13 protein-coding genes and 1 pseudogene are annotated in these 12,514 nt (G+C 62.9%); 6 read left to right on the top strand and 8 right to left on the bottom strand.

What is annotated here, in order from left to right:
* The first annotated feature begins 48 nt into the window (after positions 1-48).
* The 4 genes from FFI94_RS16090 to FFI94_RS16065 all read left to right on the top strand — a co-directional run bounded on the left by FFI94_RS16090 (position 49) and on the right by FFI94_RS16065 (position 3,484).
* The gene (locus tag FFI94_RS16090) at positions 49-567 is read left to right on the top strand and encodes a hypothetical protein (RefSeq protein ID WP_138868730.1); all 519 of its coding nucleotides are present in this window, start codon (positions 49-51) and stop codon (positions 565-567) included.
* A 96-nt stretch (positions 568-663) separates the two neighbouring features.
* Entirely contained in the window at positions 664-2,118 is a 1,455-nt protein-coding gene (locus FFI94_RS16085) for an aldehyde dehydrogenase (RefSeq protein WP_138868729.1), read from the top strand.
* Between the two features lie 699 nt (positions 2,119-2,817).
* Positions 2,818-3,204, top strand: coding sequence for a hypothetical protein (locus tag FFI94_RS16070; RefSeq protein ID WP_138868727.1), 387 nt, complete (start codon positions 2,818-2,820; stop codon positions 3,202-3,204).
* A 1-nt stretch (position 3,205) separates the two neighbouring features.
* Entirely contained in the window at positions 3,206-3,484 is a 279-nt protein-coding gene (locus tag FFI94_RS16065; protein WP_138868726.1) for a hypothetical protein, read from the top strand.
* A gap of 368 nt (positions 3,485-3,852) precedes the next feature.
* Here the strand turns inward: FFI94_RS16065 and FFI94_RS16055 are convergent, their stop codons facing one another.
* From FFI94_RS16055 to FFI94_RS16040, 4 genes are all read right to left on the bottom strand, one after another.
* Positions 3,853-4,209 (bottom strand): type II toxin-antitoxin system PemK/MazF family toxin, encoded by a 357-nt coding sequence (locus FFI94_RS16055; RefSeq protein ID WP_138873219.1) that lies wholly within the window; start codon positions 4,207-4,209, stop codon positions 3,853-3,855.
* Positions 4,206-4,418, bottom strand: coding sequence for a ribbon-helix-helix domain-containing protein (locus tag FFI94_RS16050; protein ID WP_138868725.1), 213 nt, complete (start codon positions 4,416-4,418; stop codon positions 4,206-4,208). The genes FFI94_RS16055 and FFI94_RS16050 overlap by 4 nt, the downstream gene beginning before the upstream one ends.
* 145 nt (positions 4,419-4,563) lie before the next feature.
* Positions 4,564-5,058: a hypothetical protein gene (locus tag FFI94_RS16045; protein WP_144298291.1), complete on the bottom strand. Its 495-nt coding sequence runs from the start codon at positions 5,056-5,058 to the stop codon at positions 4,564-4,566.
* Between the two features lie 196 nt (positions 5,059-5,254).
* On the bottom strand, positions 5,255-5,956 hold the full coding sequence (locus FFI94_RS16040; protein WP_138868723.1) for a helix-turn-helix domain-containing protein: 702 nt from the start codon (positions 5,954-5,956) through the stop codon (positions 5,255-5,257).
* 1,563 nt (positions 5,957-7,519) lie between these two features.
* On the opposite strand from FFI94_RS16040, the gene FFI94_RS34620 reads away from it, so the two are divergent.
* Both FFI94_RS34620 and FFI94_RS16025 read left to right on the top strand, forming a co-directional pair.
* Positions 7,520-8,026, top strand: a complete 507-nt coding sequence (locus FFI94_RS34620; RefSeq protein WP_185993224.1) for a hypothetical protein — start codon at positions 7,520-7,522, stop codon at positions 8,024-8,026.
* Between the two features lie 17 nt (positions 8,027-8,043).
* Positions 8,044-9,138: pseudogene (locus FFI94_RS16025) on the top strand (hypothetical protein).
* 498 nt (positions 9,139-9,636) lie between these two features.
* Here FFI94_RS16025 and FFI94_RS16020 read toward each other — a convergent pair.
* The 4 genes from FFI94_RS16020 to trxA are packed head-to-tail and all read right to left on the bottom strand — an operon-like array spanning position 9,637 to position 12,511.
* Positions 9,637-10,077: a DUF1931 family protein gene (locus FFI94_RS16020; RefSeq protein WP_185993418.1), complete on the bottom strand. Its 441-nt coding sequence runs from the start codon at positions 10,075-10,077 to the stop codon at positions 9,637-9,639.
* 13 nt (positions 10,078-10,090) lie between these two features.
* Complete coding sequence (locus FFI94_RS16015; protein ID WP_138868720.1) at positions 10,091-11,818, bottom strand: FAD-dependent oxidoreductase; 1,728 nt, start codon at positions 11,816-11,818, stop codon at positions 10,091-10,093.
* Complete coding sequence (locus FFI94_RS16010) at positions 11,796-12,062, bottom strand: UBP-type zinc finger domain-containing protein (RefSeq protein ID WP_007735548.1); 267 nt, start codon at positions 12,060-12,062, stop codon at positions 11,796-11,798. The genes FFI94_RS16015 and FFI94_RS16010 overlap by 23 nt, the downstream gene beginning before the upstream one ends.
* Positions 12,059-12,511: a thioredoxin gene (gene trxA / locus FFI94_RS16005; RefSeq protein WP_045065867.1), complete on the bottom strand. Its 453-nt coding sequence runs from the start codon at positions 12,509-12,511 to the stop codon at positions 12,059-12,061. Before trxA ends, FFI94_RS16010 begins: the two co-directional genes overlap by 4 nt.
* Positions 12,512-12,514: the final 3 nt, after the last annotated feature.

Raw genomic sequence — 12,514 nt, 5'->3', positions numbered from 1 at the left:
CGAAACACATGGTGGCGGAACCGTTCCGTCCACCGGAAAGGATTCACCATGCGCAAATCTGTAATCGGTCGAGCCCTGATCGTCGGCGCCTTCATCATCACTACATTCGCGACGGGCTGTAGCAGCTCCGATGACAGTTCGAGCGAGACCACCTCATCAGCCAAGGCGACAAGTACTTCGGCGTCGGCAGCAGCGACAACCAGCGCTGCGGCGTCCGCCGCGGAAACCCAAGCAATCACGGACGCGTACATCACCTTCTTCAATGGAACTACCGCACCTGCCACGCGTGCCGCCCTGCTCGAGAACGGTGAAGTATTTCTCCCAACGCTCGAAGCGATGGCCGCTGATCCGCAGTCGATGGCAACTACTGCCACCGTAGAAGGCGTCACCGCAGCCGGCGCCGACAACGCCTCTGTCAAATGGACACTCGTGATGGGCGGCACCCCAGTACTTCCCGACCAGTCCGGTGAGGCAGTACAGGAAGCCGGTACCTGGAAGGTCTCCGCAACGACGTACTGCACCTTGATGGCTATCCAGGGGAGCGGTGCCACCGTTCCCGGCTGCTAGTGCCAACAAACCGAACCTTCACCAGGGCAATCTATTCGATCACCCAATCGGCCAGCGATATCGACTCAAGTTTCGAACTAACCGAAAGCAGTCAGAATGACACTCCAATCGATCATGGACGAAGTACGCAATCTCCCGGGCACCGGTGAAGTCATTGCGGTCATCGACCCGGCGACCGAAGAACAGATCACCGAGTTCACCGATGGCGGGGCAAAGGCGGTCGAGGAAGCCGTTTCTCGTGCGCGCGAATCCTTCGAGGCCGGTGTGTGGCACGGTCTCCCCGGCAGCGAAAGGGCTAAAATCCTATGGCGCGCTGCCGATCTGATCGACGAACACGCAACTGAGATCGCTCAGCTCGATTCGATCAACACCGGGATGCCATTCGTTCAAGCGCATTCCATCGTCGGTACCAGCGCCGAATTCTTCCGGTACTACGGAGGCTGGTGCACGAAGGTCAACGGCATCGCCCATGACGTGCACATGACCGGCGGGATCACTGGAGCTCATTCGAATATGCACGGCTACACCCTCAAGGAACCCGTGGGTGTCGTCGGGCTGATCTTCCCGTGGAACGGCCCGATCTTCAACGCGTGCGCCAAACTTGCTCCAGCCCTTGCTGCAGGGTGCAGCGTGATCGTCAAGCCCGCCGAAGAAACACCGCTGTCGGCGCTGCTCCTGGTCAAACTATTGGCTCAGGCCGGCGTCCCCGATGGTGTCGTCAACCTCGTCAACGGCTACGGCCACACTGCAGGCGCGGCGCTGAGCGAGCATCCCGATGTAGACAAAATCGCATTCACAGGATCTACCGAAGTCGGTAAGAAGATCGTGCAAGTAGCCAGTGGCAACCTCAAGAAAGTCATGCTCGAACTCGGCGGCAAGTCACCCGTCCTGATCTATGACGACGCCGATCTGAACACAGCCATCCTGAGTGCCGCGATGGGTATCTTCGTGCACTCCGGTCAGGGTTGCATCAGCGGCTCACGCATCTTCGTTCAGCGCGGTGTCTACGATCAGGTCGTCGAGGGTATTGCGGCGATTGCCAATTCGCTGAAGCTCGGCGGGCCTAAGGATGAGGGCGTCCATATCGGTCCGCTCATCAGTCAGAAGCAGCTCACTCGAGTCATGGGCTTCGTAGAAGAGGGAAAGCGCGACGGTGTCGAGGTAGTGGCAGGCGGAGCCCGGATCGACCGGCCCGGTTATTTCGTGCATCCCACCGTCCTCACCGATGTCAGACCCGACATGCGGCTCTATCAGGAGGAAATTTTCGGACCCGTCGTTCCTATCATGCCGTTCGACGACGATGACCAAGTAGTTACCATGGCGAACGACACCACATACGGGCTTGCCGCTACGGCGTGGACCTCGGACGTCGGCCGTGCTCACCGGCTCGCGAAGCGACTGGACGCCGGAACTGTCACCCTGAACTGCCAGATGGTTTTCGACCACGCTATGCCATTCGGTGGATACAAGCAGTCCGGGTGGGGCTACGAGCACGGCAGGGAGGGCATCGAGGGATATATGAAAACCAAGTCGGTTTACACACAAATCTAGATCAGTCTGTGTTGACCGGGGCCTTAGCCTGCCGGACGCTCACTTCCTGCTGCGTCCGGTGAGGGGTTGTTCACAGGTGCCGGAGCGATCCGCCATGACATGTCCATGCGCACAGCCGATCAGGAAGTGTGAAGCCACTAAGAGTTTTCAGAGGACGTCGCAGATACGCTTGAGGCTGTGAAGTGAGGGATGGAGACCGAACCCGAGACGGCGATACTCTCGCCCTTCCGGCCTTGCGACAGGTAGGTGATCAACTCGCTCCGTTCTGCGCTGGGCAGGACGGCATTGCCCGATAAGGCTTGGTGACTCAATAGCTAGCAAGTGGGATGGCACGCGGGCGATTGCCTGCATGGATGGACCCTGAGCCTCGACGTTTGGGATCGGCAAATCCGGGTCTTGGCAGAAGCCGGCCATCGGGTCACCGCCATGGCCTGGCAGTCGGCGTTACGATGGGCGTCGGCACCAGGAAAATCCCGCGCCAAGTCAATCGGGGCGAGTCTGCAACGAACGCTTGATCTATTCTGGAAAAAGAGCTCTGCCTCGACGCATTTCGTACGCGTCTGAACAATTCCAGATTCTGCTCGTCGGCGAGCGCTAACGCAGGAGCGGGATATCTGGCCTGCAGGGTGGCTTGCTCGATGGTCGAGGCCGACACTCCTTCACCGAGCATCGCCAGAGCTTCAACCCTAGACATTAAATATGTACATTCGTCGCCGGGTCGTCCATCCATGCGGCCCCATCCGAACTCTCGGGGACGGTAGCGGCGCCACGGGTAAGTGGCCCGAACATGGGCGATCAACTTTTGATGACGCTCGCACCACCAGTTCCTACCGCAATCTGGACGCGCTCAAGATGCCGAACCAGGTGCCAGCGATTCGTGCTCCACTCGTTGAACACTTGTTGACAACCGCCAAATCACCGTCTGTTCGGTGTTCGACACGGACACTGTTCGACGGGACTCCGGCAGAATTGTGGTTCGTCGAAGACAGCATGGGATGGAAACGCATCGCCGTGCGACAAGTCGGTCCACCCGCCGGCGCTCGCATCTACACCGCGGCGCACGAACTCGGCTATACGATCATCTGAAATGAGTGGTCAGCCGCGCCGAGGACATGGACAGCGCCGATCACCGGCATTTCTGCTGAAGTGCATCGAACGAACAGAGATCAACATTCACAGGCTGGCCAGACTGCCCGACGGAGTCGGCACCGCCGTTGTCGAAGCAACCATCGGCGCTATCGACGATCGCACCGAGACTCCCATCCTCTGTGTTCCTTGGCGCGGCGCCACCGCGCGGGATCGAACTTCCGACGATGTGGATCAGCAGGGTGTGCGGGAGTGGCTTGCCAACGATGGGAACGGATAGGCGTTCGTACACTGCAGCGCGTGGTTTACCGAGGAAACCGGGCTTTCCTTCGTCCTGTGGCGCGCCGCCGTCCGGATCGAGGCCGGGGCCGCATACTTGGGCGCGGGCGTGAGATCGGCTGGACTGGCCGGCAAGTCGGATTCGCGACGCCGGCTTCACTCGCTCTTTCAGCGAGCACCGCGGCCGGACTCCCAGCGACTACGCTCGCGGAAAGGGGCACGCGACGCCGGTTCACGTCGCCGAGAGCCTCGCGCACGGCGTCCCCGTCCTGCCCGAGGACGCGGGCACTGGTCGGACAGCGTGCGGGAATCGGCGGGATCCGCCCTGACCGCGGCGAGGATCTCGAAAATTTTTCGGACCTTTTCCTTTTAGTTCAGATCGAGATGCAGTCGTAGTGCTTCCTCGAGTGCGGCCAGTGTTCTGAGCCCAAGCTTTCCGACAGGTTCGGCGTCGAGTCGGCGCACCGACACCGAACGTACTTGTTCCGCTTGAGCTTTCGATGCCTGACCTAACCCTGATTCGTCTGGCTCGACGAGTACCTGGAACGGGAAGACATGTGACGTGTTGGTGGTCAGCGGAACAACGGTGACCACACCTCTGCCGAGGTTTTCTGCCGTGGCGTTGGCTCGGTCGTTGCTCACGATCACCGCCGGGCGACGTTTGGACGCTTCGCTACCTTGCGTAGGGTCCAGATCGACCCAGTGAATGTGTGCCCGGCGGATCATCCGGCGTCGGCCGCGGTGACGTCCCACGCCTCGTCGGTGTCGCTTTCGGTGAACGCTGCGGCGTAGTCGCGTTCGAGGCCGGACGCCGCGAGAAGTCGGAGTGCTGCCTGGATTCCCGCTGACCGGCCACGGAGCCCGTGATCACGGACGTACTCGTCGAGGACGTGTGTGTCCTCGTCGGGGAGGCTGATTGTAAACTTTGCGGTCATACTCCTAGCGTACCGAAGTATGACTTACCTGTACACGGTGACGCAGACCGAACGTTCACCTTCGCGGCGAGTGCGGGCGAAAGTGTGGTGAGACCGTTGAGTTGGTCGAGAAAATGACTGTGCGCGAAGGCGGTCAATTCCTCTGTCAGTGACGTTGGTAGCGCATCAGAGATAAGTACCTCAGAGGGTCCGCTGAAGCGGCTGATGCGCGTGTGCAGGAGTTACGTTCGGTGACGGGGTTGACGATGGCGCACGCCAAAATGGCGGCGTCGTCGAGGTGCCGGTCTCGGTCTCGGTCGTCTTGGCGGTAGGCCTCTCCTTTGAGCACGAGGGCTCCCAACACTGTGGGGACACTCAATCGTGTTGTTGTTCCGTTGACGTCGATTTCGCAGTTGACGGTCTTTTGTAGAGCCGAGGTGCCTGCGGGAATCCCGAATACCGGCCGTCCCTTCACTGTTGGTCGAAATCTGGGTGAGAGGTTGTCGGCGACCATCACGCCAACTTGTTGTTCGCTGTTGTGGCGGGTGAATCGGTGAACTGGGCCGTCACCGGCCGGCATCTGGATTTCGTATCCGAGATCTTCGAGCTTGTCTCGCACGTCGGGGAAGGTGGTGGCGCCGGTTTCGATATGGAGCACCATGTCGACATCGACTGTGGGTCGGTATCGACTGTGGGTCGGTTCAAGGGTAGATCTGCGCGCGCGGCGTGCAGCTGCACCATCAACCCGCCGACTAGTGTCCACTGTTTCGGACGGTATTGCGCGGGCGAGTTCCGCGGTTTGTGGCCATGGAGGTGCTCATCCTCCTGCGGGTGCGGGCACCGTCCATTCGGGTCGATCAGCCGATGTCATCGAGAAGCTCCTGCAGTACTCGGGTGCCTGCGCTGCGCTCACGAGTATCGAGCGATTCCATGAGGTCGACGGCGACGGCTGCGATCGGCAGTGTCGTCGAGGTGAAGAACGGGTTCAGGTCTGTGACCACTCGTAGTGTGATGTGACCTTCGTGCTCGGGTATCAGTCCGAACGTATCGATGACATCGTTGACACGGTCGTCGGTGATGTACCCGTCGACCGTGTCACGCACAACCGGTGACAGGCCGAAGCGTGCTGCGGTGCCCGGAACGTGGGCGAGGGCGCTGGGGCCGGTTGCGGTGATGGATCCGCCGGTGACAAGGGTGTTCGCGTCATCGCCCCATCCCTGCATGCGGCGGGTATGGGCGCGGCGGCGTGCGAGGAATGCCACTTCGCTGGGGCTAGATCGCCGCAGTCGATGCTTGAGGCGGGTGATGTGTGGGGGTGAGATCCAGTTCACGGGGCGTGCGGACAGTAAGGCCAGGGCGGCCCAGGCGACGTTGCCGTTCCAGGGACGGCTTCGGTGTCGGGTGGTGTGTGCCATGCGGAGCACGGAGGCGGCGTCGAGGAGTATCGATTTGCCGATTTCGCGGGTGATGGGGAGGGCGCCGGCGCGGGCTAGCCTGGTGACCTGTCGTTCGGTGACCCCCAGTTCGGCTGCCGCAGCACTCACCGTCATCTCCGCCATACATATATGGTCGCATATACGACTATATCAGGCAATATTTGCACTACAGACCGAATATCGGTCAAGACGTTGTGTGTACGTCTGCTGTCGGCGTGCCCTCCAGCGCCTATGACGGGTGTCCTCGGTGAAGCCAGTCGTGTGTCGGGCTGATCACGCTTTTTTTCATCCCCAGTACGAAACTGGTGGCGGTGAGGATGTGGGCGGTTAGGAGTTGAAAGGTTGGACACCGGATCGGGTTCCTCGCGGGGAATGTCGGCACTTCGATTCGTTGATTCGTTGTCGGACGCTGCCGGCGTGGGTTTGTGGGAAGGTGTGTGATGGTTCGGGTGCTGAGTTGAAGACCCGGACCCGATGAAAGCTTGGCTCGCGCCGTTGGGAACAACGCTTCAAGGGAGTGTGTCTTCGCGAATATCATTGCGGCAGTTCATCGAACGGCGGTGGCAATCGTGTCGTCGGCGCTGGCCTTGAAGCTTCCCAAAGGCTTGGTTTCCTGCCCTGTCGGCCTGGTGGTGTGGCCTGGTCGTGGTCGTGGCCGCGTTGTGCCGTGCTTACGAATGTGTTCATGAGAATTGCGGGCGTGATCGTTGCACGATTGCTGTGGGTGTCGCGGCGTAAGCGAGTGTGAATCTCGCTCTTGTGCCTCGCGCCGGCGCGAAGCTTGTTCGGCTAGGCGGATCTGGTCGTTTTCATGGGCACGTTCTGCCGGGGAAGGTGCTGACCAGTCGATCTGGGTGAGTCGCCAGGCAGGAATGCGGTGGGTCGTGTGAGTTGTGTGGGCCAGACCCAGCCCCGGGATTGGGTGTCCGTGGTGAGTTCGCGGGCGATGTCGCGGCCGGTCCATCGGGTGGGGTCGATGCCAGCTCGCTCGAGGACGTCGCAGATCCGGCCGACGTGCCTGACAGTTTTCAGGGCAGGGATGTGATCAATCAGCTGGGTGGCATTGCATTGCAACGAGATTGGACGTGGGGTGGATCTTGGTGTGTTCTTCGGCTTGCCCGCCCGCGTGTGCGCGTGCGTTGGTGAGAACTTGAAAACAAGAGATTGAAGAACAAATCCCCCAGAGGGGGATACGGGGCCACGGCCGCCGGTGTGTGGAGAAGTTCGAGAGGCTGTGCCGGCGCGGTATGCGGCGCTGCGAAGTATCGCGCGAGAGGACTTTTTAAACTTCTTGAAGGGCGCGGTGATGGTTGTGACCGCGGCGCGGGGTGAGATGAGTGCCCAGACGGACGCTGCCCGGAACTGCTTGTGTCCGTGGTGTGCTCTGCGGCCATGGATTCGATTTTTTGAAGGTAGCGGCCGCGGACGAGTTTCTGTGGCGACGCCGAGGGCTGTGAGGAATCGTCTGGCGCGTTTAACCGCCGCGACGCTGACCCCGGCGCGGGTGGCGATGGTGATGCGGGAGGCGGTGATTGAGCGGCCGGTTCTACTTTCGGCGTAGTGATGAGCGCGGTGTTGTGCTTCACCGCGGTCAGCGCCTCCTGCTTCGCCTCGCGGTTCTCGAACTTGTTCTTGGTGAACAGCGCGATGGATGCGAGGAGGGTGGCCCCCGCGACTGTCCAGCCTATGGGGCCGGCGAGAGCGAGTAGCGCAGTGCCTGCCGCAGTGCCTCCGCCTCCGGCCGCGATGGCTCCTCCTCCGAGCCAGGCCAGAGCAGCCTTGGTCGCGACGGCCCCGGAGAGAGTGGAGATCGCGGTGCCGGTCGATGCGGTGCCGAAGGTGGTGGCCACCCACAACGCAGCTGTCGGGGCAATGCTCGCGACCGCGGCGCCCGCGGTGAACCCGGCGCCTGCGCCGGCCGCCGACTTTCGCGCGGCCTCGAGGTCCTTCCGGGCGAACTCCTCCGCCTCCAGAAACTCGGTCTTGTGGACGTCAATCTCGTCGAAGTCGGTCTCGAACGACTTCGGGGTGTTGACGATGCTGTTCACCAGCAGCTCGACGAGCTCGATCAGGTCCGTCGAGCGTTCGCGGTCGCTGTTGGGGATGTCTACCGGACACGGGTTGGCCGCGGATATCCGTGGCGGCGCTGTGATCGACTCGCACCCTGCTGCCTGGAGTTTGGGGGCAGAGTGAGCGGGTACGTGAAGGCGGTGATGGCGAACGAGCATGTGCGGGGAGGGCGCTCCGGTGCCGGGGGTGAGCAGGTCTCGGTACTGCTGATCGCGGATCCGGGCGAACCAGCGGAAATTGCCGAACGCATCGCGGAGTACCTGCCGAAACGCCTGCGCAGCACTCACCGGCTCGCGCGCCGGTGGACGACGTGCGTGCGCCGCAAACCGTACCTGCCCGACGAGCAAGCTGATTTCGCCGACGTCATCGACACGGTCGATCCGTCCTCCGAAGAGGAAGACGTCGTCGTGTACCTCACCGATCTGCCGCGCCGCGAGGACACCTTGCCGGTGGTGGCCGATGTCAGCGACCAACACAAATTCGCGCTCATCTCTGTCGCCGGAGTCGGCGGCGTCCACGTCGAGCGTCGCGTCCGCACCGTCACTGAACTCGCGATCGCCCGCGTCCTCGGTGAGCCGGTCCTCAGGCCCGGCGCGGCGCGGCGGTTCCCGTCTGCGCGCACCGAGGGCGGCGTCCGGTACTTCGCGCCGTCAGGGCTGCGGCGACTGCGACTGCTGTCTGGGATGGTGCGCGCTAACCGGCCGTAGCGGCTGGTCACCGGATTGTCCAAGGTGTTCGTGGGCGCCTTCGCCTCGGGCGCGATCGCGTTGGTCACCAACACGATCTGGTTGTTCGCCGACACCATGGGCCCTTGGCGTATGGGTGCGGCGACAGTCCTGTCGAGCGTGGCAATGATCCTCTGGCTGATCCTCGAGCACGAACTGTGGGAGCGGCCGGAGTCGCCGACCGAACGTGATCGTTCGGTGCTGTACAACACCGCGACCGTGGTCACCTTGGTCATCGGCGTCGTCGTGCTGTACGTGGCCCTGTTCGGTCTGTTGCTGTTCACTGCGTCTCTGACTCTTCCTCCGGAACTTCTGTCTCGTGTTCTCGGGCACGGGGTGAACCTCGCGGACTACCTCACGCTGGCCTGGTTGTTGGCGTCCATCGCGACCATCGGTGGGGCGCTCGGGTCAGGTCTCGAGGATGACGCTGCCGTCAAGGAGGCGGCGTACGGGGTGCGGCAGCGGCAACGTATCGAGGAGACGCGGCAGTCGTCGAACGAGGCAAGGTAGTCGCGACCGGCGAAGCGCGCGCGATTTAGCCGTGGTGCCCAATCGGGGACGTCCCCAGATGATTCGGGTGTCAGATCGGGTGCTCGACCGGTCGGCAGCCCCGTGCAGGTTTGGATTGACTCCCCACACCCTGCGGGACTGTCCCTCACTGAGTCCTGTTGCCGGGTTCTCTGGTGGGCGGTGAGCAGAAGGTAGTCGAACCGGGGGTCTCCCGGTCGCTGATCAGGTGCGCGCCCTAGCTGGACTTCGCGCTACGGCCAAGGCCGAGATGGGCGAGCACCAGCTCGGAAATTTGCGAAGACGACTCCGAGCCCAAGGGTGGTGCGTCAGGCACGTTGTCCGTGATTACGGGTGTACTCCGCATTCGCTTATCGGCTACATCGCATCACCCTCGAAAGGTCCTGCGCGTTCGCGATTTGGGTGACGGTGCAATCGCCGACGTCGCAGTGGGGTGCGAAATCGTCTCGCTCGCCATCGGCTCCCGGCCGCTGGCCGGGGTCAGAGTAGTAGGTGGAAGATGTCGAAGGCGACGGTCCATTGGGCTGTGCCGGGGTTCTTGCGGTCCGGTTCGACCGTGGCGAAGGTGTGCGCCAGCGCCACACTCAAGCCTCCTGCGATCAGCGGCAGTCGTTGCTCGGTCTCCTCGGAGAGGGCCACGTCCAAGGGTGGGCGGGCCGTGAGCTGATCGAGCAGCGGCTGAAGTTCGATCTCCTCGTCGAGTTTTTCGAACCGGTGGATGCTCTCCTGTAATCCCTTGGTGATCGGCAGGTCCCACGGTTCGATCACGTCGCGCATGTTTGCTTTTGCGGAGGCTTTCCCGATCAGGATCACGTCGTAGATCTTGTCGTCGATGAAATCGGTATAGCGCTTGAGATCGTTCCGGTCGACCTGCAGTCCAGCCGCTGCCCTGAAGAACCGCTGGAATTTCACGGTGCCCATTACTGGCATGTCGTCAGCTCCTTTCGAAGTATTCATGGATTTGGCGTACGGCCATCGCTCCTTCACCGACGGCGGATGCGACTCGTTTCACCGAACCGCGGCGGATGTCGCCCGCCGCGAACAGGCCGGGCAGGCTGGTTTCGAGCGTCCTGGACAGGCCGCCGTTGATCGGCAGGTTGCCGTCTGCTCGGGCGTGGATCGCGTCCATGCCGGTGAGGACGAAGCCATGGTCGTCGAGTGCGATCGCTTCGGCAAGCCACCCGGTGTGCGGTACTGCCCCGATGAAGACGAACAGGGCGCGCACCCGGATCGTGTCCTGGTCGCCGCTGCGATTGTCCTCGACCGCAATTTCGTCGAGGTATTTCTCGCCGTGGACCGCACGAATCTCGGTGTTCCGGTGCACGGTGACCCGCGGGTGGTGTTCGATCTGGTCGACCAGGTAACGGGACATGCTCTTTCCGAGGTCATCGCCGCGGATGAGCAGGTGCACGTGTGAGACATGCTCGACGAGGAAGACGGCAGCCTGGCCGGCGGAGTTGCCGCCACCGACGATGGCTATCGGGTCGGTGCCGCATATCCGCGCTTCCTGGTGGGTTGCGGCGTAGTACACGCTCGTTCCTTCCAGCGCCTCGATCCCCTGAACGGCCAACTTGCGGTATCGCGCCCCGGCGGCGAGCACAACGGCCCGGGCGTGAACCGTGCCGCCGTCCGCCAGTCGGAGCACATGGTTCCCGGCCTCGGATCCCAAACCGGTCACTTCTGCCGACACCAGGATGCGGGCGCCGAACTTCCCGGCCTGGAGCACGGCTCGCTCGGCCAATTCGGAGCCGGAGACCCCGGCGGGGAAGCCCAGATAGTTCTCGATCCGGGAGGAGGTACTGGCTTGGCCGCCCGCGGCGATCCGCTCCAACGTCACCGTGTTCAACCCGTCCGAGGCGCCGTACACCGATGCGGCCAGGCCGGCCGGTCCGGCACCCACGACGACGAGGTTGTATACGTCCTTGGCTGCGTCCGCGACGGATGCCGGGACGGCAAGCCCGACGACGCGTGCGAGTTCCGCATTCGTCGGATTGCGCAGCACCTTCTCGCCGTGCCAGATCACGACGGGTGTGTCCTCGGGGGCGACGTTCAGGCTGCGTAGCAGCTGCTCCGCCCGTTCGTCCTGCTCCAAGTCGAACCACCTGTGGGGCAAACGATTTCGCATCGCAAACTCGCGAAGCCGCAACGTATCGGGGGAGAAACAGGAGCCGATGATCCGGAACCCCGAGCCGAGCCCGATCAGCAGGTGTCGACGCACCAGGTAGGCGCGCAGGATCAAATCGCTGAGCACGGGATCATGGGCAATTAGCTCGCGCACCTGCTCGGCCGGGACGACGAGTATCTCGCCGTCCTCGATCGCTTCGGCGGTGAAGAACGCCACCTGGCCTTCCAACAGTCCGAGCTCGCCCAGGAAGCGCCCAGGACCGTGCACGCGCAGTATCCGGCGCTCGCCGTCCGCGTCGCCTTCGTCGACGACTGCGACCTTTCCGGAAAGGACCACGACGAAATCGTTGCAGGGCACGCCTTGTCGGATCAGCACCTCGCCGGCGCGAACCGACCGACGCGAGCCGCCGAGCTCGAGCGTCGCGACCTGGTCGTCCGTCAGACGCGGGAAAGCACCCTCCTCGTCCGCGGTCTCGTCGTCGACCGGCGGGCTGTACCCGATGGGTGAGGCGCCCTCAGACGAAGTTCTGGTCGACATAACACCACCGCCAATCTTCACCGGGCTCCATCGACTGGACGATCGGATGCCCGATGGCGTGAGCGTGAGCACTCGCGTGCCTGCCCGGCGAAGAGTCGCAGCAACCGACGTGTCCGCACGTCAGGCACAGCCTCAGATGCACCCACGGGGTGCCGAGGCGAAGACATTCCTCGCAGCCCTGCGGGGTACGGGGCACCACGGCCCGGATCGCGGTTACATGTGGGTCCGCATGGACAGGACTCATGACTTCGCCTCCTCGCCGGCATTTTCCGAGAGCGCCTGATCGAGCCACGTGCGCAGCTGGGGGACCGGAGCTGCGCCCGACTGGCGAGCGAGAACCTCACCCCGGTCCATCACCAGCAGAGTCGGCACGGCGCGGACGGTGAATCGTTCAGCCGTCCGGGGTGCAGCATCGACGTCGACCTTGACCAGCTTGATCTGGCCGGCGTGTTCTCTGGCGAGCTGCTCGAGCGCGGGGCTGACCATGCGGCACGGGCCGCACCACGTCGCCCACAGATCCACGAGCACAGGCACCGAGGATTTTTCGACGATCTCCGCGAAGTCGCCGTCTCCCGCTGCGGCGATCCAGGGCAGCGGCTCGTGGCAGTTCCCGCAGCGAGGTCTTCCTTCCCCTGCTGCCGGGATGTTGTTGGTCTTGCCGCAGTTCGGGCACTTCACCTTTTCGGATCCCATGAC

This window comes from Rhodococcus sp. KBS0724 (assembly GCF_005938745.2).
Classification (GTDB): domain Bacteria; phylum Actinomycetota; class Actinomycetes; order Mycobacteriales; family Mycobacteriaceae; genus Rhodococcus_F.
The sequence above is the reverse complement of the archived record's forward strand: the minus strand, read 5'-3'. Positions and strand labels throughout refer to the sequence as shown.

Coding starts and splice junctions, on each gene's coding strand:
- FFI94_RS34620 (WP_185993224.1), top strand. CDS start 7,520: ATGGGGCCGGCGAGAGCGAGTAGCGCAGTGCCTGCCGCAGTGCCTCCG.
- FFI94_RS16040 (WP_138868723.1), bottom strand. CDS start 5,956: ATGGCGGAGATGACGGTGAGTGCTGCGGCAGCCGAACTGGGGGTCACC.
- FFI94_RS16055 (WP_138873219.1), bottom strand. CDS start 4,209: ATGATCCGCCGGGCACACATTCACTGGGTCGATCTGGACCCTACGCAA.
- trxA (WP_045065867.1), bottom strand. CDS start 12,511: ATGGGATCCGAAAAGGTGAAGTGCCCGAACTGCGGCAAGACCAACAAC.
- FFI94_RS16085 (WP_138868729.1), top strand. CDS start 664: ATGACACTCCAATCGATCATGGACGAAGTACGCAATCTCCCGGGCACC.
- FFI94_RS16015 (WP_138868720.1), bottom strand. CDS start 11,818: ATGTCGACCAGAACTTCGTCTGAGGGCGCCTCACCCATCGGGTACAGC.
- FFI94_RS16070 (WP_138868727.1), top strand. CDS start 2,818: ATGTACATTCGTCGCCGGGTCGTCCATCCATGCGGCCCCATCCGAACT.
- FFI94_RS16090 (WP_138868730.1), top strand. CDS start 49: ATGCGCAAATCTGTAATCGGTCGAGCCCTGATCGTCGGCGCCTTCATC.
- FFI94_RS16010 (WP_007735548.1), bottom strand. CDS start 12,062: ATGAGTCCTGTCCATGCGGACCCACATGTAACCGCGATCCGGGCCGTG.
- FFI94_RS16065 (WP_138868726.1), top strand. CDS start 3,206: ATGAGTGGTCAGCCGCGCCGAGGACATGGACAGCGCCGATCACCGGCA.
- FFI94_RS16020 (WP_185993418.1), bottom strand. CDS start 10,077: ATGGGCACCGTGAAATTCCAGCGGTTCTTCAGGGCAGCGGCTGGACTG.
- FFI94_RS16045 (WP_144298291.1), bottom strand. CDS start 5,058: ATGGTGCTCCATATCGAAACCGGCGCCACCACCTTCCCCGACGTGCGA.
- FFI94_RS16050 (WP_138868725.1), bottom strand. CDS start 4,418: ATGACCGCAAAGTTTACAATCAGCCTCCCCGACGAGGACACACACGTC.